The organism is Streptomyces sp. C1-1, assembly GCF_050214755.1.
Taxonomy (GTDB): Bacteria; Actinomycetota; Actinomycetes; order Streptomycetales; family Streptomycetaceae; genus Streptomyces.
Genome location: NZ_CP189826.1, coordinates 1339542 through 1360148, shown reverse-complemented (window position 1 = coordinate 1360148; position 20607 = coordinate 1339542). Strand labels below are relative to the sequence as shown.

Sequence of the window (20607 nt, the reverse complement as noted above, 5' to 3'; positions counted from 1 at the left end):
GAGATCCCCATGCCCTACAGCTCCGCCGACCGTACCCCGGCACAGGACACCCCCTGCGACCGTCGGGTCCCCCCACCCGAGATCGAGGCGGGGGTGCCGCTGCTCGAACCACCGGGCTGGGCCGTGGCCCAGCGGTCCCTGTTCGACCTGCTCGACCACGCCTGGCGGCGCTTCGCCCGTGACTACACCGGCCCGGACGGACGGCTGAACTACTCCGGCCGGCTGACCACCCGCGACGGCGTGGACGACTTCTACGAGGTGTTCTTCAACTGGCCCCAGCTGTACCTGCTCGGTGGCGCGGACGATCTGCTGCCCGCCAGTGAGAAGCACTGGGAGGGCGTGACCCGGCAGCTCACCGAACTGGACATGCTGCGCGACGAGTTCGAGCGCGGCTACGACTGGTTCCACCAGGGTGAGAGCCTGCTGCTGCTCTACTTCCTGTGCATGGCCGACCCCAAGCGCTGGTCCGAACGCGCCCTGCGCTTCGCCGAGTTGTATGTCGACCCGGCCAAGGGCAACTACGACCCCGCCCACCGCATCATCACTCGCGCGCACAACGGCAGCGATCCCGACCGCACGGGCCTGTTCGACGGCGACGTCTACCCCTGGCTCCAGAAGGAGGCCGACACCTACGGGTACCCGCTCGACTGGATCCCCGAGGCCGACGGCGGCCCGTACCCGCTCTCCGCGGACCCGCGGCTCGGCGCGCAGATGCGCGACCGGATGGGCGTCGGCGACACCGCGCTCAACCTCGGTGCCACCGGTCTGGTCCTCAACGCCTGGATCCTGACCGGCGACGAGCGCTACCGCGACTGGATCGTCGAGTACGTCGGCGCGTGGCGGGAGCGCACCGAGGTGAACGACGGCGTCATCCCCGACAACGTCAGCCCGGACGGAGTCGTCGGCGGCCTCCTTGAAGGCCGCTGGTACGGCGGCCACTACGGCTGGTCCTGGCCCCACGGCTGGCACAGCATCGGAACCGCGGCCTGTGTGGCGGCGCTCGCGGCGGCCACGGTCACCGGGGACGACGACTTCCTGTCCATGGTCCGCACCACGCTCGACTCGCTCATCGCCCGCGGCAAGGTGATGCGCCACACCGAATCCGACTCCAGCCTGCCCGCCAAGTGGGCGGTCGAACTCGGCCCGGACGCCGACATCCCCACGCTCCACGTGCCGTTCCGGCACAACGACACCGGCTGGTTCGACTACAACCCGACCACCCCGCCCGTACCGGTGGCCCTGTGGCACCACTCGGCCTCGGACGCCGACCGCGAGCGGCTGGAGGACCTGCGCGAGGCCGAGGCGATCGACTGGCGCACCCTGCGGCCGTTCCGCGCCAAGGAGGAGTCCGGGCACGAGAAGGCGTGGTTCGCCTTCCTCGCCGGCGACGACCCCGGCTACCCCGAGCGCATCCTCGCCACCGCCCAGGCACAGATCCGCCACCGCCTGCGGCGCATCGACCGCTACCGCGACCTGGACGTCCCCGAGGCCGACATCCACGTCTGGCAGCAGTCAAACCCCGTCGCCACCGAGGCCCTCGTCCAGCTCACCTGGGGCGGCCCCCAGGTGCTCTACAACGGCGGCCTCCAGCAAGCCCGGCTGCGCTACCACGACGCCGACGCCCGCCGCGCCGGCCTCCCCCAGGACGTGGCCGCGCTGGTCACCTCCATCGACCCCGAGGCGACCACCGTCGAGCTGGTCAACCTCGCCCCCGAGACCGGCCGCACGGTGATCGTCCAGGCCGGCGCCTTCGCCGAGCACACCATCACCACCGTCCGCTACACCACCTGCGCGGACGACGGCTGGATCGGCGACATGTACGACTACGGCCACACCGAGCCCGTCGTCACCGAGGAAGAACTGTCCTGCGACAGCCCCTTCCTGACGGTCCGGCTGCCCGCGTCCACCCGGATCAAGCTCGTCCTGCGGCTGGACCTGCGCGCCAACACCCCCAGCTACCGCACCCCGTTCGACACCGACGCCAACGAGCCCGCCCCCGGCACAGGAGAGAGCACGGCGTGAAGCGCATCGCCCAGACCATCAGGCTCCGGCCCGAGTACCGGGAGAGATACCTCGAACTGCACTCCGCCGTCTGGCCCGGGGTGGAGGCGGCCATGCACCGGGCGAACATCCGCAACTTCGGCATCTTCCTCCACGGTGACGTGCTGTTCGGCTACCTCGAGTACCACGGCGACGACTTCGAGGCCGACATGGCCACCCTCGAAGCCGACCCCGAGACCCAGGAGTGGTGGAAACTCACCGACCCCTGCCAGGAACCCTGGCCCGACCGGGGCGACTCCCGCCAGTGGACGGAACTCACCGAGATCTGGCACCTGAACCCGTCAGGCGAAGACACCACCGCCTGACCCGGCCCGTACCAGACCGAGCCGACTTGGAAACTGCCATGATCCCCGCCCCCGTCCTCATCGACGCCCACCACCACCTGTGGGACCTCTCCAACCGTCCGCAACCCTGGCTCGACGACCCCGACGTGACGGCGATCCGCCGCACCTTCACGCCCGAGGACCTGCGTGCCACCGCCACCCAGCCCATCGCGGGCCGCCGTCTGCACCGCACGGTGGTCGTGCAGTGCATCCCGGACGTGCCCGAGACCGAGGACCTCCTCGCCCTCGCGGAGCAGGAGACCCTGATCGGGGCCGTGGTCGGCTGGGCAGACCTGACCTCACCAGCCATCGGCGATCTGCTCGACGGGTTGCTTGCCGGACCGGGCGGTGCGTATCTGCGCTCCCTGCGCCACCTCGTCCAGGGCGAGACGGATCCGGGGTGGCTGCAACGCCCCGAGGTGATAAGGGGATTGGCGGCGGCCCGGGACCGCGGGCTCGGCTACGACGTGCTGGTCCGCAGCCACCAGCTCGACCAGGCGACCCGGCTGGCCGAGTGCTTGCCCGACCTGCCCCAGGTGCTGAACCACGCGGGCAAGCCGCCGATCGCCGACGGTGACCTGGCCGACTGGGGGCGGCAGGTGCGTCTGCTGGCCGCGCACCCGCAGGTGGTCTGCAAGGTGTCGGGGCTGATCACGGAGGCCGACCACACCCGTTGGACCACCGCCGACATCCGCCCCGCCTGGGACGTACTGGCCTCCGCCTTCGGCCCCGACCGCCTGATGTTCGGTTCCGACTGGCCGGTCGCGAACCTCGCGGGCGGCTGGAACCGGTGGGCCGCCACTGTGGACGAGCTGCTCGACGGCTGTTCCGCCACCGAGATCCACGCGGTCCTCGCCGGCACCGCGACCGCCTTCTACCGTCTCCCCTCCGTGTCAGAGGAAGCCGACGTCGCGGCGGACAGCGCCACGCGCACCATCTGACCCTCACGCCCACCCCGGCGTGCGCACCCATCGCGCACGCCGACGAACCCGCGCGGGACGTGCATCCGCCTCTGCTGACCATCGCCGTCCGCGCTGAAGGGACCCTGACGACACAATGACACTCGCCGTCCGTTACACGTCCGCCCGCACCCTCGACACGGCTCCCGCACTCAGTGCGCCGCCCGGTCCCGGCGAGGTGGAGCTGGCCCCCGCCTATGTCGGCATCTGCGGCACCGACCTGCACATCTTCCACGGCGACATGGACGCCCGGGTGGCCGCGCCCGCCGTCCTGGGCCACGAGATGTCCGGCAGAGTCGTGCGCGTCGGCCCGGGCGTGGAGGGCTGGGCAGCCGGTGACGCGGTCACCGTGATGCCGCTGCGCTGGGACGACACCTGCCCGGCCTGCCGCACCGGTCACCAACACGTCTGCCAGCACCTGGACTTCATCGGCATCGACTCGCCGGGCGCGATGCAGCAGCTCTGGACCGTGCCCGCTTCGACACTCATCCGGCTGCCCGGCACCCTCGCCCTGGACCATGCCGCGCTCGTCGAACCGACCGCGGTGGCCGTGCACGATGTGGGCCGGGCCCGGGTTCGCGAGGGTGAGAAGGTCGTGGTGGTCGGCTGCGGCCCGGTCGGCGTCCTGATCGCGCTGGTCGCGCGCTCCGCGGGCGCCGATGTGCGAGTGGTGGAGTTGAGCGCGCACCGGCGGCTGCTCGCCGAGGAGTTGGGGCTGACCGTGTGGGACCCGGCCGCCGACGACGTGCCGGCGCTGGTCGGCACGTGGACCGAGGACGCGGGTGCCCACGTCGCCTTCGAGGTCTCCGGCGCGCAAGGCGGCGTGGACACCGCGGTCGACGTGCTCGGCGTACGCGGCCGGCTCTGCCTCGTCGCGATCCACCCCCGCCCCCGCGAGGTCAATCTGCACCGCTTCTTCTGGCGTGAACTGACCCTGGTCGGGGCCCGGTTGTACGACCGCTCCGACTTCGAGAAGGCGGTCGCCCTGGTCGCGGACGGCACCATCCCGGCCGAGCGGCTGATCAGCAAGGTCGTGCCGCTCACGCAGGCACCTGCCGCCTTCGAGGCCCTGGAGGGCGGCGGTGACGTGATGAAGATCCTCGTGAACTGCACCGACGACAGCGACGACGCCCAGGGAGCCGCCGTATGACCGCCTTCGACCTCACCGGACGGCTCGCCGTCGTCACCGGAGCCCGGCGCGGCATCGGACGGGCCATGGCCCGCGCGCTCGCCGGTGCCGGCGCGGACGTCATCGGCGTCAGCGCCCAGTTGGAGGAGTCCGGCAGCGCGGTGGAGAGGGACGTCCTCGCCGCGGGCCGCACGTTCGAGGCGATTCGCACCGACTTCGCCGACCCCGAGGCGGTACGGGCCCTGGGCGCGGACCTCGCCGGGCGCGAACGCCCGGTGGACATCCTGGTCAACAACGCGGGGACGATCCGCCGTGCCCCGGCCGCCGAACACACCGACGCCGACTGGGAGTTGGTGCTCCAGGTCAACCTCAACGCCCAGTTCGTCCTGTCCCGTGCGGTCGGCGCGGCGATGGTCGCACGCGGCCAGGGGAAGGTCATCTTCACGGCGTCGCTGCTCAGCTTCCAGGGCGGTATCACCGTGCCCGGCTACACCGCCGCCAAGCACGGCATCGCGGGCCTGACCAAAGCGCTGGCCAACGAGTGGGCGCCGCACGGTGTGAACGTCAACGCCATCGCCCCCGGCTACATCGCCACCGACAACACCCAGGCCCTCCAGGACGACCCGGTGCGCAGCAAGGCGATCCTGGACCGCATCCCGGCCGCCCGCTGGGGCAGCGCCGACGACCTCGCGGGCGCCACCGTGTTCCTCGCCTCGGACGCCGCCGCCTACGTCCACGGCGTCGTCCTGCCCGTGGACGGCGGATGGCTCGGCCGATGAGCGGCACATCCCGGGTCACCGTACTGGCCGGATCCCGCCTCCTGCCCGTGCTGACCGTGCCGTCCACCGCGAGCGCCGGCCCGCCGGCCGACGCGCTCGCCACGGGCGGTGCCCGGTGCGCGGAGGTCACCTTCCGCACCCCGGGAACCGAACAGGTGGTCAAGGAGATGGCCGCCCATAGTGGGCTGACCGTCGGCGCCGGCACCGTCCTCACGCCCGAGCAGGTGGAGCGGGCACCCGTGTACCGCTTCCGGGCGCCGCCCTGACCAGCCCCTTTTCTTCGAGTACCTTCACCGACTCGCGCACGACGGCCCGACTGACGGCGAACTCTTCGCACAGCACCGCCTCGATGGGCAGCGCGGAGGTCGGGGAAAGGCCCCGCCCACGATGCGGTCGACGAGACAGGTCACCACGGTGTCGCTGAGCCGGCCGGTCTGCCGTCGGGGAACGGCTCCGAGCGACCCCTCCTAGGGCGCAGGCGCCAGTCGTTGACGACGGGCCGGGGTACCGGGGGCGTGCCGCTCCTTGTGATCATCAAATGGGACAACCCACACCTTGCGGATTACATCATTCGTATGATGAAGTTCCTCCGCCCCGGCGAAACGCCGGTGAAACATGGCCGAATTCCCGCCGGGTCGCGACCGGGATGGGACCAGGCACGGTGCGCATCACCGAAGGAGCCCTCGTGCTTTCACTCCGAAGAACGATCCCATCACGCCGCTCCCGCCCCCGCCCCAGGCCGCGGATTCGCGCCGCGGCCGCGGCGACGGCGCTCGTCGGCGCCCTGCTCTCCGCGGTCGTGTCCGCCGGAGCGGCGCAGGCGGCGGCCATGACGACGCTCTACGCGTCGCCCTCGGGTACCGGCACCGCATGCTCCTCCTCCCAGCCGTGTTCGATCACCCAGGCACAGACCTCGGTGCGTGCGATCAACTCCGGCATGACCGGCGACATCGTCGTGCAGTTGGCGGACGGTACCTACCGCCTCTCCGCCCCGCTCTCCTTCACCGCCGCCGACTCGGGCAACAACGGCCACACGGTGGTGTGGAAGGCTGCCCCCGGCGCGAACCCGATCATCTCGGGAGCGCGGAAGATAACCGGCTGGTCGCAGTTCGACACGACCAAGGACATCTGGCGCGCCAACGTCGGCACCGGCTTCGACACCCGCCAGCTCTACGTCGACGGCCTGCTCGCCACCCGGGCGCGCACCCAGGTCACCCGCTCGGACCTGACCTTCAACCCGACCGGGTTCACCTTCACCAATTCCGCACTGAGCTACCTGAACACGCTGGCCAACCAGAGCCGGGTGGAGCTCGAGACGCTCAACAGCTGGACCGACCGCTACATGCCCGTGCAGAGCATCAGCAACAACACGTTCACCATGCAGCAGCCCGCCTGGGACAACAACACCTGGGGCTGGGACACCGTCCAGTCCCCGTTCCGCAAGGGACCGGCGTACCTGGAGAACGCCTACGAATTCCTCGATGCCGCAGGGGAGTGGTATCTGAACACCGCCACCGGCTACCTCTACTACAAGCCGCTGGCGGGCCAGGACCTCAGCACTGCTGACGTGGAGCTGCCGCGACTGGAGTCGCTCATCAGCGTCGGCGGCACCTACAGTGCGCCGGCCCACGACCTGTCGTTCGTCGGTGTGCAGTTCTCCCACACGAGCTGGCTGCACCCGAGCACCAACGAGGGCTGGGCCGACCAGCAGACCGGCGGGTACATCCAGGGCAACTGGAACAGGCCCTCGGATGCCTTCACCTCCTGCAAAGCCGGATGCAGCCTGTTCGAGGCGACCCGGCCGAACCAGCTGCAGATGCCCGCGGCGGTACAGGTGTCCGCAGCGAACCACGTGACGTTCAGCGCCGACAAGTTCATCGGCCTCGGCCAGGAAGGCCTCGGCATCGGCGAGGACGCCAATGCGAACACCTCGGGTGTCGGCCTGGGAGCCGGCGACATCACCGTCATAGGCTCGCTCTTCAACCAGATCGCGGCCGGCGGCGTCATCGTCGGCGGCTACCAGGCAGACGCGCACCACCCCAGTGACGTCCGGATGACGAACAAGAACATCACCATCAAGGACAACCTCATCCACGACGTCGCGCTTGACTACCGTGACAACGACGCGATTCTCGCCACATACACCACCAACGCCGTGATCAGCCACAACGAGGTGTACAACCTGCCCTATACCGGCATCAGCATCGGCGAGGGGTGGGGAGTCAACGACCCGGGCGGCAGCCAGGACTACGTCAACCGGGGTCTGTACAACTACCAGCCGATCTACAACACCCCGACGACAGCCACGGGGAACTCGGTCACGGCCAACTACGTGCACGACTTCCTGCAGTCGATGAACGACGGCGGCTGCTTCTACACGCTGTCGGCGAACCCCTCCAGTGTGATCGACCAGAACTACTGCACCAACGGCCCCAACTTCAACGGCATGTACTTCGACGAGGGATCGCGGTACATCTCCGCCACCAACAATGTCTTCAACGTCGGACCGTACGCCCACCAGAACGCCACCAGCACCAACAACACCGGCAATTTCACCCTGACCAACAACTGGGCCACGAAGGACGGCGACGTCACTGACGGCAACCGCGGCAGCGTGGTCAGCGGCACGGTGATCGTCACAGGCGGTGCCTGGCCGTCGGGCGCCCAAACGGTCATGAACGCGGCCGGTCTGGAACCCGCGTACCAGTACCTCAAGTACCCGGTGACCGCTCCCTACTCCACCTTCGCGGTGAACTCGCCGGCCACCTTCAGCCAGGCGAACGGCCAGTTCGCGATCACCGAAGCCGGGGCCGACGTCTGGGGTGCCGGCGGACAGCACGACGACCAGTACGGGGCCATCTACCAGAGCCAAGCGTTCACCAACGGCACCACCGTGACCACCAAGGTGAGCCAGCTGGACAACACCAACCCCTGGGCGAAGGCGGGCATCATGGTGCGTAACGACATGACGGCCGCAGGCAGTTCAGCGGGGTACGCGGTCATGGCCGTGACACCGGGCAATGGAGTCGTTCTCGGGTACGACTCCAACGGTGACGGATACCTCGACACCAACGTGAGGACCACGGGCATCAAGGCGCCGGTCTGGTTGCGGCTCACCCGCACGGGCAGCCAGGTCAGCGGGTACTACTCCACCAACGGCAGTACCTTCACCCAGGTCGGCTCGGCGGTGAGCCTGTCCGGGGCCAACGCGACCGAGGACGCGGGCGTCTTCCACACCTCCCACGACGTCAACGTCCCGGGCACGGCCACCTTCGGCAGCCTGAGCATCACCACGTCCCCGTTCGCCGGATACGCGAACATCCCGGCCCTCCTCGACCAGCACCAGAGCCAGCTCTCGATCACCGGCGCCGGGGCCGACGTCTGGGGTGTCGCGCCGCAGCGCGACGACCAGTACGGGGCCGTCTACCAGAGCCAAGCGTTCAGCAGCGGCACCACCGTGACCACCAAGGTGGACCAGTTGGACGACGCCAACTCCTGGGCGAAGGCGGGCATCATGGTGCGTAACGACATGACGGCCGCAGGCAGTTCAGCGGGGTACGCGGTCATGGCCGTGACACCGGGCAATGGAGTCGTTCTCGGGTACGACTCCAACGGTGACGGATACCTCGACACCAACGTGAGGACCACGGGCATCAGGGCGCCGGTCTGGTTGCGGCTCACCCGCACGGGCAGCCAGGTCAGCGGTTACTACTCCACCAACGGCAGTACCTTCACCCAGGTCGGCTCGGCGGTGAACCTGTCCGGGGCGAACGCGACCGAGGACGCGGGCGTCTTCCACACCTCCCACGACAACAAGATCTCGGGTACGGCCAACTTCAGCGGCCTGAGCATCACCACGTCTCCGTAGCCAGTTCTCCATCAGTCGGGCAGAGGGTGTTCAAGATCATCTTGCGACGCAAGACTTGAACACCCTCTCGACCACACCGTCCGTAAGCTTGGTGTTCAACCTCGAGTGGTAGGACACGAAGACCTCCGTGCGGTGTGCTCCTGGGCAGCTCCACCACATCGGAGGTCTTCGCCATGTTCAAGACACGCCAGTGTCAACAACGCTCGTGATCAATACAGCTAGCCAGTGACGCGTTGGAAGGTCCATCGCTGGTTGGTGCTGCCCCTGTCGGCGTACTGGATCAGCGCGGCGCCGTCGGCCGTGCTGCCTCCGCTGACGTCGAGCACCTTGCCGCTGTTGCGGTTGACCACGACGAACACGCCGCCGGTCACGGGACGCAGCTGCCACTGCTGGCTGGTCCGGCCGTCGGCGGTCGCCTGCACGACCCGCGCGCCGTCCGCGGTCGAGGAGCCTGATACGTCGAGGACCTTGCCGCTGCGGACGCAGGTGATGGTGTGGTAGCCGTCCGCTGTGGACTGGAAGGTCCAGTGCTGGTTCGATGCGCCGGTGTCGGGCCACTGGATGACGCCGGCGCCGTCCGCGGTCGACCCACCGGAGACATCGGCGACCTTGCCGCTGCGCACGCTGACGCATTTGTAGGCCCTGGTGGGGGCGATGGTGTACTGCATGGAGTCGAAGTCGACGTAGCCGGTGTTGTTGGGGTTGTAGGTGTACAGGCCGATCCGGTCGCCGCGGTACCCGCCCCACGTCAGCTGGTAGGTGCCGCCGAACGCGGTGAACGTGGTCCCGTCGAGGCTGTAGGAGAACTGGCTGACGCCGTTGACGTCCCAGGTGGTGCGCAGCCATACGGCGTTCTGCGTGATCGTCGGACCGTTGGTCAGGGTGCCGCCGGAGTTGTACGCGATCGTGGTGGTGGTCCCGGAGCGCCGCACGCCCAGTCCGGCGTAGGTGGCGGCGTAGTGGCACAGTCCGGCGTGCTGGCCGTCGGCGAGGCCGGCCAGTTCGAGGCGGACGGTCACCGTCGCGCCGCCCGCGGTGCGCAGCACCCGCTGGGTGAGGGTGTTGCCGACCTTGGTCAGGTTGTCGGTCGCCAGCGGTGCGAACGCCTTGAGCCGGAGGTGGCCGGGGCGTTCGGTCAGTGACCAGTGGTCCGCGCGGGGCTGGTAGTACCACTCCCACTGCGGCTTGAGGCGGCTGTCGGTGAACAGGTCGCCGGTGACGACGGGGGGCAGCGCGTCGACCGGCAGGCCGGGTGTGCCGCCGGCGGGCACCTGGCCGGTCCAGACCATGTTGCCGATGCCGTCGGCGCCGACCTGGCCCAGGATGGGCCAGCCGTCGATCCAGGTCACGGGCAGCAGGGACAGCGGTCGTCCCTCCCAGGCGCCGCGGCCGTGGTGGGTGACGAAGTACCAGGTGCCGTCGGGGGCCTGCACCAGGCCGCCCTGGTTGGGTTCGCGGTCCACCGAGCCGTTGACGTGTTCGAGCTGTTTGGTCTCGTAGGGGCCGTAGAGGCTGGAGCTGCGGTTCATCATCAGCACCCGGCCCTCGGACTTCACCTCGCTGTACAGGTGGTAGTAGAGACCGTTGATCTTGTACAGCTTGTTGGCCTCGCTGCCCGGCGACTGGTGGATGACCGTGGGCGAGCCGACCAGGGACTTGCCGTCCGCGGACAGCTTGAACAGGTTGATCTTGTAGCTGTCCGAGTAGTGGCTGGTGACGAGGTAGCCCTGTCCGTCGTCGTCCCAGAACGGGCACGGGTCGTCCCAGCCGGAGGTCCGCCACACCGCCGTCAGTGGATCCCACGGCCCGGACGGCGAGGGGGCCGATGTCATGAAGAAGCCTTCGTCGGGGGTGTTGAAGTACACCCAGTACCGGCCCGCGTGATAGCGGATGGCCCCGGCCCACACACCACGGCCGTAGCGGTTCATCTGGTCCCAGTTCAGCGCCGGCCCGATCTGGGTGAGATCACTCACCGCGCCGCCGAGAGTGCGCCAGTTGACCAGGTCCTTCGAGTGCAGCACGGCCACGCCGGGCGAGTACCCGAACGTGCTGGTGATGCCGTAGTAGTCGTTGCCGACCCGGATGCAGTCCCAGTCGCTGAAGTCGCCCGGGAGGACGGGGTTGGCGTAGGTGCCGTCGCCCTGGTCGCCCCACGTGCCCGCGGGAGGTACGGCTGCCGCCGCCTGGCCTGCCGGCAGCAGACCCGGCAGCAGGAGCCCTCCGGCGCCCACGACCGCGAGCCGGCCGAGCTGTCGTCTGGTGATGTCCACGATATCCGTCCTTGGGGGGAGTCAGTCCACGTTGACCGCTTGCCACAGCTGGCTTGCGGCGTTCGTGTCCGTCGTCTGTACGAGCTGGGCGCCTGCTGTCGTGGACGAGCCGGACACCGCGAGCAGCTTGCCGCTGTTCACATTCTTGATCTTGTAGTAGCCGTTTCCGGTGGCGACCAGGGTCCAGTGCTGGCTGGCGGAGTTGTTGTCGGTCGCCTGGACGATGTTCGCGCCGTCCGTGGTGGCGGCACCGCTGACGTCCATGAGCAGAGCGCTGTTCCGGCTGACGATCTCGTAGCTGCCGTCACCCACCGGTACGAAGCGCCAGTTCTGGTTCACGGCTCCGGTGTCGTTCCACTGGAGGATGTTGGCTCCGGCGGTCATCGACGCACCTGAGACATCGATCGCCTTGGCGCTGTTCTTGTTGAGCAACTTGTAGTTGGCGTTCGTCGCGGGAAACGAGATGGAGGCGAACGCGTCCAGCGCGCAGACGGTGTTCGAAGAGGCCGCGTTCTTCGTGCCGGTGCACACCACCCTGATCGTGTGGGGGCCCGCGGCGAGATCCGTCTTCTCGAACAGCGGCACCTGCTTCGTCACCGTCGAGGCATAGGCGTCGATGCCCGACTGGGCGAGGGTGCCGTCGAGGTAGACGTCCACCTTGCCCATGTTCGGCTGCTTCATGCTGAGGTACCGGACGCCCGAGCCGGTGAACGAGTACTCGGCGTAATTGCCCGCGGTGCCCGTGTACTTCTCGGACCCGTTCATGTCCTTCGTGTCGTTCCAGTTCGACCACGTGCCGGAGTAGGTCACGCCGGCCGCCTTGTCGTCGACGTGGTTCCAGCGCTGCCGCACCAGCGCCTTCGACGCGGCGGACGCGTTCCCGCGGGCGTCCACGACGTAGAGGCGGTAGTCACCCGCCGTCTGCGGGACGCTGATGCTCGTCGAGGTGCCGCTCGCGCTGGTCTTGGTGGGACCGGCGGCGAACGTCGTCGTACCGGAGGGAGCCAGCCAGAGGGTCTTGGTCCCGTCTCCGGGGCTTCGCACCGGAATGGTCGTCACGCCCTTGCCGGTGAACGTGCCGGCGGGCAGCACGTAGTCCTGAAGCGCCAGATTGCTGGACGGGACGATGTCCTTGTAGGCGTCCTCCAGACCCGCGTTCACGGCGATGCCGTACGCCTGCGACGGCCACACATCGTCCGCGTACGCGCGCACGTCCTGGATGGTGCTGTTCGGGACGCTCTTGTCCCAGATCTTGTTGACGGTGCCGTAAGTGTTGGTGATGTTCAGGTCGTGCTGGCGGCCCCACGTGCCGGAGTGGATGGTGGACGTCACGTCCTTGTCCACGTCGAGCACGTTGTCGTGGAAGTTGAGGTAGGCGGAGCCTTCATCGGGGTGGAGTCCGTACTTGTGGCCGGCCGGAACGCCCTGGATGTAGTTGTTGCTGATCTCGGTGCCCGGCTGGCTGCCCAGCGTGTAGATGGGAGCGGAGTCGCCGAGCACCTGCATCGTGTCGAGGATCTGGTTGTACTTGATGGTGTTGTTCTTCGCCGTGGTGGTCGGGTTCCCGGGATTGATGGAGTTCGTCGAGCCGTCGAAGTTCCACCAGCCCCAGCCGAGGGTGATGCCCGCCCACGGGGACTTCTCGATCCGGTTGTGCTGCACGGAAAGGGAATCGACGAAGTACGCCGACACCGGGCTGGACGCCTCGAACAACACCGCGCTGTCGTAGAGGTAGTTGTCCGTGATCGATATGTTCTTGCAGACTCCCTCGACGTTCACCGGGTACTTCTCGTGGTTGGTCGAGGTGTAGTCCCCGATGTACACGTGCTGCGGGTGTCCCACAGTGATGGCGGACCCGGCGATGTCATTCGTGACGTTGCCGGTCAACTGCGAGTCCGTCACGTCGTTGGCCAGGGTGATTCCGTCGGCGCCGGTGTGCTGCACCGTGTTGCGCTGCAGGACGATCCCGTCGGCGTTCTCCATCTGTATGGCAGCCGGCGGCAGGTCGACGTTGCGGTAGGTGTACGCGTGGAAGTTCTGCCTCGCGTACACGGTCGAGATGGTGTTGCCCTGCTGGCTCTGCCGGAAGGCGGAGCCCGCGACGTTGACCAGGTTCCAGTCGGAGTGCTCGACCGTGAGCCCGGAGAACGTGATGTTCCGCGCGTGGTCGGTCCTGGACGTACCGGCGATCTTGAGGAGAGTGGACACGCTGTTCGGCGCGAAGACCTTCGCCGTGGTCATGTCCTCGGAGCTGGACTTGTAGTAGTACAGCGCGTGATTCGTCTTGTCGAAGTAGAACTCGCCCGGCTTGTCCATGAACTCGTACGCGTTCATGAACGTATGACTGCCGCCGGCTTTGAACGGGCCGTAAGGAGCTGCCTGGGCGATGGCCGCACCCGGCTGCTGGAACAGGGCCACGCGGTTGGCACCGTCCGAGCTCGTGGTGATCTGACGGACGCCCACGATGGCCGTGGTCCAGGTCGTGGCCGACTTGATCTCGACGTCGTCCTGGTTGGCGGCGACGGCGGGCAGGTCGGAGAGGCTGTACTTGGCCCCGTCGCACTGCGAACCCGACTCCCAGGCCCAGGGGGCCTGGCCGGCCGTGACGGTGTAGGTCCCGTAGCATCCGGCCGAGTTGACCGTCTTCGAGGCCATCTGGGCACGCTTGCCGTTGACGTAGAGAGCGCGGAGCTTGGTGTCGCGGTTGAGCGTGGCTTTCCAGATGTTCCCGCTGTGCTGGGTCCAGCCGGTCACCGGAACGCCTCCGTCCAGGACCGGCTTCTCGTTCTGGTAGGCGGCGTACACGACATGGTGGCCGTTCGTCCCGGAGTCGGCCGACGTGAAGCCGATGGTGCTGCTCACCGGGTAGGTGCCGCCGCGGAGATAGACGTTGATGTCTCCGGTCATGTTGTCGTTGACCGTTCGCACGACGTCCCGTGCGTGCTGGAGGGTCTTGAACGGCGCGGTGATCGTCCCGGGGCTGCCGTCGTTACCGTTGGGGGCGACGTAGTAGGTCGCCTGGGTCGCGGCCGAGGCCGGGACCGCCGTCGTGAGGGAGGTCAGCAGCACCACGGGGAGAGCCGTCACAAGCACTGCTGACAGCTTGCGGACGGTGGAGGTGACGGGCTTCATCGTCTCTCCCTCCTGCTGGTGCGGACGGTAGGGAAAGCGTTCATGTGGGGGCTCCGGGGTGTTGTCAGTGCGGTTGACGTTGATCTTCAGCGTTCGGCCCTTGAGCGTTTCGAGGGCTCAGGAGCGTCGGTGAGCGGCACAACCTCGCGGATCGGGCAGTGACTTCGCAGCGACAGAAGTGGTGCGAGCCTCCCTCGTCAGGGACGCGGAGTGGGAGCCTGCCCGGCACGGGCAGCCCTCGGAAGGACTGATCGCGGCGCGGCGGTGCCCCGCGTGATGGTGATGCAGCACCACCACGCGGGACCGGTTGCGGGATCCGCCAACGGTCACTCAGATCCGCTTCGTCAGCTCACGGAGAACTGGCTGAACTTCGCGGTGCCGGGCGCTCCGGTGTGAGCATTGAAGAACATGCCCGCATCCTCGGTGCTGTTGGCACCGGTCAGCGTCGCGGTGCCCACCGTGGTCCAGGTGGTCCCGTTGGCCGAGTAGGAGCCGGTGACCGAGTCGCCGCTCCTGACCAGGCGGAGCCAGACCGGGGCGACGGTGCCGGTGCCGGTCTTGGTGGCGCCGGAGTCCACGTAGCCGTCGCTGTTGGAGTCCCATGACATCGTGACACCCTTGCTCGGTGTGGCGGCGAGGCTGACGTATCCGGTGGAGGAAGCGGTGCCGGTGATGTCGTTGCGCAGCATCAGGCCGGCCTTGCCCCAGGCGTTGGTGTTGTCCTGGCTGTCGACATGGACGGTGACGGTCGACGACGTTCCCGCCACGCCGGACTGGTAGGCCGCGGAGTAGTCGTCGTCGTGTTGCGTGCTCGAGGCCCATGTGTCGATGCCCGCGTTGGTCAGGGAGGTCACTCCCTGGCTCTGGCCCACCGCGGCCGGGATGGAGCTGTAGGCCTTGAAGGGGGAGGTGACGATCCGCAGGTTGCTGAAGGCCGCGCTACCGGCGGTGGTGCTGTGGGCGCTGTGGATGACACCGGCGTCCTGAGTGGCGGCCATGGACGGCAGGGTGACCGCCGAGCCGATCTGCGTGAAGCCGGCTCCGTCGGTGGAATAGAAGGCGGACACCTGGGTGGCCGTGCGGGTGAGCCGCACCCACACCGGCGCCTTGACCGTCGAGGACGTACACGACATCTGGTCCAGGTAGCCGTCCGCGGTGGAGTCCCACTGGAAGCACACGCCGTGGCTCGGGGTCGCCGTGGCGACCGCGTATCCCGGGGAAGAGCCGGTGCCGGTGAGGCTGTTGCGCAGGACGACGCCCGCCTTGGCCCAGCCGTTGGTGTTGTCGACGCTGTCGACCCGCGCGGTCACCGAGGTGCCGTTGACAGCGGAGTTCGCCAGGTAGGCGGTGCCGTAGGCGTCGTCGTGCTGTCCGCCCGCACCCCAGATGTCGGCTCCCGCGTCGGTGACGGTGAAGCGACTGCCGCTCTGGCCGGTCAGGGCGGGAGTGGAGGAGTAGCCGCTGTAGGGGGCCGTGACGGGGTCCGTGGTCAGGGGCCGGTACTGGGGCTGGACGCCTGCGTTGTCCATGACCGTGCGGGCGCCGGAGGGCCAGTTGCCGTCGGAGACGACCACCGTGCCGCTCACCACATATCCGCGGCTGCCGTTGAAGAGGTTGGTCGAGGGCGTGGTCGTCCAGTTGTCCCGGAGGGTGAGGTCCTTGGTGTTGTTGTTGGAGTTGCCGTTCTGCTGGGAATACCGGCCCACGTTACGGAAGACGTTGTTGGTGTCCGTGAAGTACCTGGATCCCTCGTCGTGGTAGAAGCCGTAGTAGTTGTTGTTGGTGTGGCAGTAGTTGCGATCGAAGGTGCTGCCCGGTGACGCCGACAGGGTGTACATGCAGCCGCCGTCGTTCATCTGCTGCATGACGTCGTGGAGGTAGTTGTCGGTGATGTGGTTGTTCGCGGCGGTGGTGGGGGTCGAGTAGACGGGCTGGTAGTCGTACAGACCGCGGTTCACGTAGTCCTGGCTGCCGCCCGGGTCGTTGACGCCCCAGCCGTAACCGATGGTCAGCCCCGAGTAGGGCAGGTTGTACACCTCGTTGTGCGACACCGTGGCACCGTTGACGTAGGTGACCAGGATGGCCGACATGTCCCGGTACTCGATCGCCACGTCGTGAATGACGTTGTTGCTCAGTGTGATGTTCTTGTTGGTCATCCGGCTGTCACTGGGGTGATGCGCGTCCGCCTGGAGCCCGCCGACCATGATGCCTCCGCCCGCGTCCTGGGTGAAGACGTTGCCGGTGGCGGTGACGGTGTCGGCACCGAGACCGACCCCGGTGGCGTGGGCGTTGGCGTCCTCGCCGATGCCGAGGCCCACCTGCCCGAGGTTGGTGAACCGGTTGCCGGTGAAGGTGATGTTGTCGGCCGCCGACACCTGGACGGCGGCCGGCATCTGGTCCCAGTGGGGGCGGGTCGCCTCGAACAGCGGACAGCCGCCCTGGCAGGAGGTCAGCGCGTCGGAGGGACGGTCCCAGGTACCGGTCAGGTACGCGCCGGTCTGCTGGCTGGCGTAGCCGTGCGTGCTGGGGCCCAGCCAACTGGTGCCCGAGAACTGCAGGCCCGAGAACGTGATGTGGGTGGCGGGAGAGGCATAGTTACCCCCGACGTCGACGAGTGACTCCAGCTTCGGCACCTCGACGTCCGCGGTGCTCATGTTCTGCCCCGCGAGCGGCTTGTAGTACAGGGTGCCGGAGCTCGTGTCGAGGTACCACTCGCCGGCCGTGTCGAGGAGTTCGTAGGCGTTCTCGATGTAGAGCGCTGCCGACCGGAAGGGTTTGGTCAGGGTGTCGTAGCCGAAGGTGTTGTCGTCCCAGGCCGGCTGATCCATGGTGATGGTGCCGTTGCTGATGCCGGACACCGGGGAGTAGCGGTCGGTGAAGGAGCCGATGCCGTGGATCTCGGTGCGGCTCGGGGCGGCCAGGCTGTTGAGGTAGTTCAGCGCGGTGTTGGTGAAGGTGTAGCCGCTGGTGGTAGCGGTCAGGTCGGCGCGGTTGATCGAGGAGCGGGCCCTGGTCGCCAGGACGCCGTCGACGTACAGCTGCCGGGTGTCGAACCCGGTCCCGACGTTGGCCTGCCAGATGTTCTTCGCCGAGTCGTGCAGCGTCCAGCCCGTGGCCCGCTGCGCGCCGGTGATGACCGGACGGGCGCCCAGCGCGGCCTTCCAGATCACCGAGTGACCGCCGGTGCCGGAGTCCGCCGCGGTGAAGGTGAGGGGGTCCGTCAGCCGGTACGTGCCGTCGGCGACCTCCACGACGATGTCGCCCGTCATGGAGTTGTTCATGGCCCGGACGTTGGTCTTGGCCTGGGTGAGGGAGCACGGCTGGCTGGTCGAGCAGGCGGTACCGGTGCCGCCGGGGGACACATGGAGCGTCGCGGCGGTGGCGGCGAACGCGGGCACGGCCTGCGCGACGACAGCTCCGGCAGAGGCGGCGAGGAGCGCGAGTGCGGCCAGACATGGTCTGAGCCGGTCACGCACTGCGGGGCGGAAGCGGGTTGGGCGCATCTGAGACCTTCCGATGGTGCAAGAGGGCATGCGCGGGGCGTCCTCCCACTCATGGGGACACAGCCCTGCGGTGATTGCGGAGGTGATACGGCGACGTAACGTTAGTCGTCATACGTATGCTGTCAATATGTCCGGCAGGAATCGATCTGCAGCACAAAAGAAACCCGCCCCCCGGCCTGACGGCTCGGGGGGCGGGTTCCGACGGGCGCAAGGGCCGGCCGGGATGCGCTCAGCTGGTGAGACCGGTGTGCGGGGTACGGCGGCGGCTCCAGGCTGCTTCGATATGGGCCGTCATGGCCTGCGCCGCGCCCTGGGGGTCGCGGGCCAGGAGCCGCTCGGCGATCCGGCGGTGCTCGACGTTCGCCTGCTCGCAGGCGTGGCCGTCAGGAGTGCCGGTGTACAGGAACGTACTGCGGGCCTGGGTGTGGACGGTCCGGATGATGGAACGACCCAGCCTGTTCCGGGACGCCTGCATGATCCGGTCATGGAAGAGCACATCGGTCTCGACGAACCTGGCGGGAGTGGCGATCTCCTCGTCGAGGCGGTCGAGCAGCCGCTCCACCTCCCGGAGATCGTCATCGGTGGCGACCTCGGCGGCCTGGGCCGCCATCTGTGCCTCAAGGGCCGAACGCACGCCCACGAGCTGGTCCAGTACGACGAGTTCGTCGTCGTGCCGGACGGTGGCCGCCAGCACGACGGGATCCAGGAGATTCCACTCCTCGGACGGGGTGACCGTGGTGCCGGAACCCTGCCGCGCCCGAACCAGCCCCTTGGCCTCCAGCGACTTGACCGCCTCACGGATCGTGATGCGGCTGACGCCGAACGTCTCGCACAGTTCGGGTTCGACCGGCAGGGTGGAGCCCGATGGAATGACACCCGAGACAATGCTGTCGGTGAGGGACTCCACCACCGCATGGGCCAGCCGCGCCGGGCGCTTGGGCCAGGGTTTCAGGGCCGACGGATCCTCGACGCCGCTTCGACTGCTCTTCGCCATATGGCCCCCTCACCGGTGTGGACGATCGCTGAGTCTACTGCTCCGAACACCTTGACAGCATTCGTATGACGACTTACGTTACATGAAAATTTCGCAGCAGCAGGTGCCACTGCAAGGGGTAAAGACCGTGCGCATTGCCGACGTGGAGAGCTATCCGGTCCGGGTTCCGGGCGCCAGTCCGCCGTTCGTCTGGCGTGACGGGCTGCTGGGCAGCCCGCCGGACGGCGAGGCCGCGGTGCTGCGCATCTGCACCGACGAAGGAGTCGAGGGCGTCGCGATGGCCCCCCGCCGGGGCAGCGCCGTCATCCTGGCGGACCTGCTGGACCGCTTCCTGCGCAAGGAACTCGTGGGCCAGGACCCGCTGCAGCGGGAATGGCTGTGGCACCGCATGTGGGAGCTGGACCGCACCGAGGAGCTGCCCCTCTACCTGCTCGGCCTCGTCGACACCGCGCTGTGGGACCTGGCCGGCCGGCTCGCCGACCGGCCCACCTGGCAGATGCTGGGCGGTTTCCGCACCTCGATCCCCGCCTACGCCTCGACTGTCACCTACTCCTCAGTGGAGGAGTACCTGGACATCGCCGACCAGGCCCTGGCGCTCGGATACCCGGCCATCAAGCTCCACGCCTGGGGCGACGCACGCCGCGACGCCCGACTGTCGGCGGCCCTGCGGGAACACCTGGGGGACGAGATCCCCCTGATGTTCGACGGGTCCGCCGGATTCGACCTCCCCGACGCGATCTACCTCGGACACGCCCTGTCCGACGCGGATTACCTCTGGTACGAGGAGCCGATCCGGGAGTTCAGCATCACCGCGTACAAGCGCCTCGCCGACGCGGTGGCGGTGCCCCTGCTGGTGGCCGAGACCTCCGACGGGGCCCACATGAACTCGGCCGACTTCATCCAGGCCGGCGCCGCCACCTTCGGCGTCCGCGCCTCCACCCAACTGCGCGGCGGCTTCACCGGCGCCATGCGCACCGCCCACCTCGCCGACGCCTACCGGCTGCGCGCCGAGGTGCACGGGCCGGAGATCCCCAACCGACACCTGTGCATGGCCATCTCGAACACCACCTACTACGAGTCCCTGGTCATGGGCAATCCCATCAGCCGCGAAAGCGGCATCGACGCCCAAGGACTCGTCCACGCCCCCACAGGACCCGGCGTGGCGCTGCCCGCCGGTCTGGACTACCCACCCGTCCTTCAGCGGTTTGTCGACAAGGAGACCTTGACACCGCCGAAGGCCTGATCCGCCCAGTCCACCCGACTCTCACGATCGCCCCGTGCCCGCCCCTCCACGCCTTCGGTAACTGATCCCTCCACACCCCTCCTCTCCGGTGCTTGAGCCGACATCCCGCGGATCTCCGCAGAACGCTGACATGAGGTCAGTCATGAACAGCGACGTTCCCGTCACCTCCCGCCGCCAGGTCAGACGCGTTGCCGGTGCGGCCCTGGGCGCCGTCTCTCCCCTCTCGCGCTCGCCGCCTGCGGCAGCGCGGACCCCGCAACCGCGGGGGGCGTCCTCCTGCCCCGCGACCTTCAAGACGACTTCGAGGCCGACATGGCCGCGATCGGCACCGACGCGACCACCCAGG

General features: G+C 68.2%; 13 protein-coding genes. 8 read left to right on the top strand and 5 right to left on the bottom strand.

What is annotated here, in order from left to right; genetic code table 11:
* The first annotated feature begins 9 nt into the window (after positions 1 to 9).
* From ACQF4J_RS06180 to ACQF4J_RS06155, 6 genes are all read left to right on the top strand, one after another.
* Positions 10 to 2022, top strand: a complete 2013-nt coding sequence (locus tag ACQF4J_RS06180; protein WP_427164949.1) for a hypothetical protein — start codon at positions 10 to 12, stop codon at positions 2020 to 2022.
* The gene (locus ACQF4J_RS06175; protein WP_427164947.1) at positions 2019 to 2366 is read left to right on the top strand and encodes an L-rhamnose mutarotase; all 348 of its coding nucleotides are present in this window, start codon (positions 2019 to 2021) and stop codon (positions 2364 to 2366) included. The genes ACQF4J_RS06180 and ACQF4J_RS06175 overlap by 4 nt, the downstream gene beginning before the upstream one ends.
* 38 nt (positions 2367 to 2404) lie before the next feature.
* The gene (locus tag ACQF4J_RS06170; protein ID WP_351804352.1) at positions 2405 to 3325 is read left to right on the top strand and encodes an amidohydrolase family protein; all 921 of its coding nucleotides are present in this window, start codon (positions 2405 to 2407) and stop codon (positions 3323 to 3325) included.
* A 115-nt stretch (positions 3326 to 3440) separates the two neighbouring features.
* Positions 3441 to 4493, top strand: coding sequence for a zinc-dependent alcohol dehydrogenase (locus ACQF4J_RS06165; protein WP_427164945.1), 1053 nt, complete (start codon positions 3441 to 3443; stop codon positions 4491 to 4493).
* Positions 4490 to 5251: an SDR family NAD(P)-dependent oxidoreductase gene (locus tag ACQF4J_RS06160; RefSeq protein WP_351804358.1), complete on the top strand. Its 762-nt coding sequence runs from the start codon at positions 4490 to 4492 to the stop codon at positions 5249 to 5251. The genes ACQF4J_RS06165 and ACQF4J_RS06160 overlap by 4 nt, the downstream gene beginning before the upstream one ends.
* Positions 5248 to 5517, top strand: coding sequence for a hypothetical protein (locus ACQF4J_RS06155; protein ID WP_427164942.1), 270 nt, complete (start codon positions 5248 to 5250; stop codon positions 5515 to 5517). Before ACQF4J_RS06160 ends, ACQF4J_RS06155 begins: the two co-directional genes overlap by 4 nt.
* Here the strand turns inward: ACQF4J_RS06155 and ACQF4J_RS06150 are convergent.
* Complete coding sequence (locus ACQF4J_RS06150) at positions 5462 to 5593, bottom strand: GntR family transcriptional regulator (RefSeq protein ID WP_351804362.1); 132 nt, start codon at positions 5591 to 5593, stop codon at positions 5462 to 5464. The two genes, ACQF4J_RS06155 and ACQF4J_RS06150, sit on opposite strands and share 56 nt — an antisense overlap.
* Positions 5594 to 5936: 343 nt before the next feature.
* Here ACQF4J_RS06150 and ACQF4J_RS06145 point away from each other — a divergent pair, with 343 nt between their 5' ends.
* Entirely contained in the window at positions 5937 to 9119 is a 3183-nt protein-coding gene (locus ACQF4J_RS06145) for a right-handed parallel beta-helix repeat-containing protein (RefSeq protein WP_427164940.1), read from the top strand.
* A gap of 218 nt (positions 9120 to 9337) precedes the next feature.
* Here ACQF4J_RS06145 and ACQF4J_RS06140 read toward each other — a convergent pair whose 3' ends face one another.
* The 4 genes from ACQF4J_RS06140 to ACQF4J_RS06125 form a co-directional block, all read right to left on the bottom strand.
* Complete coding sequence (locus tag ACQF4J_RS06140; RefSeq protein ID WP_351575100.1) at positions 9338 to 11389, bottom strand: family 43 glycosylhydrolase; 2052 nt, start codon at positions 11387 to 11389, stop codon at positions 9338 to 9340.
* 21 nt (positions 11390 to 11410) lie between these two features.
* Complete coding sequence (locus ACQF4J_RS06135) at positions 11411 to 14521, bottom strand: RICIN domain-containing protein (protein ID WP_427164937.1); 3111 nt, start codon at positions 14519 to 14521, stop codon at positions 11411 to 11413.
* A 344-nt stretch (positions 14522 to 14865) separates the two neighbouring features.
* A complete protein-coding gene (locus ACQF4J_RS06130; RefSeq protein WP_427164935.1) occupies positions 14866 to 18024 on the bottom strand; it encodes a DUF1349 domain-containing protein in 3159 nt (1052 codons plus the stop codon).
* A gap of 229 nt (positions 18025 to 18253) precedes the next feature.
* Positions 18254 to 19018, bottom strand: coding sequence for a FadR/GntR family transcriptional regulator (locus ACQF4J_RS06125; RefSeq protein WP_427164933.1), 765 nt, complete (start codon positions 19016 to 19018; stop codon positions 18254 to 18256).
* A 127-nt stretch (positions 19019 to 19145) separates the two neighbouring features.
* Between ACQF4J_RS06125 and ACQF4J_RS06120 the strand changes: the two genes are divergently transcribed.
* Positions 19146 to 20261, top strand: a complete 1116-nt coding sequence (locus ACQF4J_RS06120) for an enolase C-terminal domain-like protein (RefSeq protein WP_427164931.1) — start codon at positions 19146 to 19148, stop codon at positions 20259 to 20261.
* Positions 20262 to 20607: the final 346 nt, after the last annotated feature.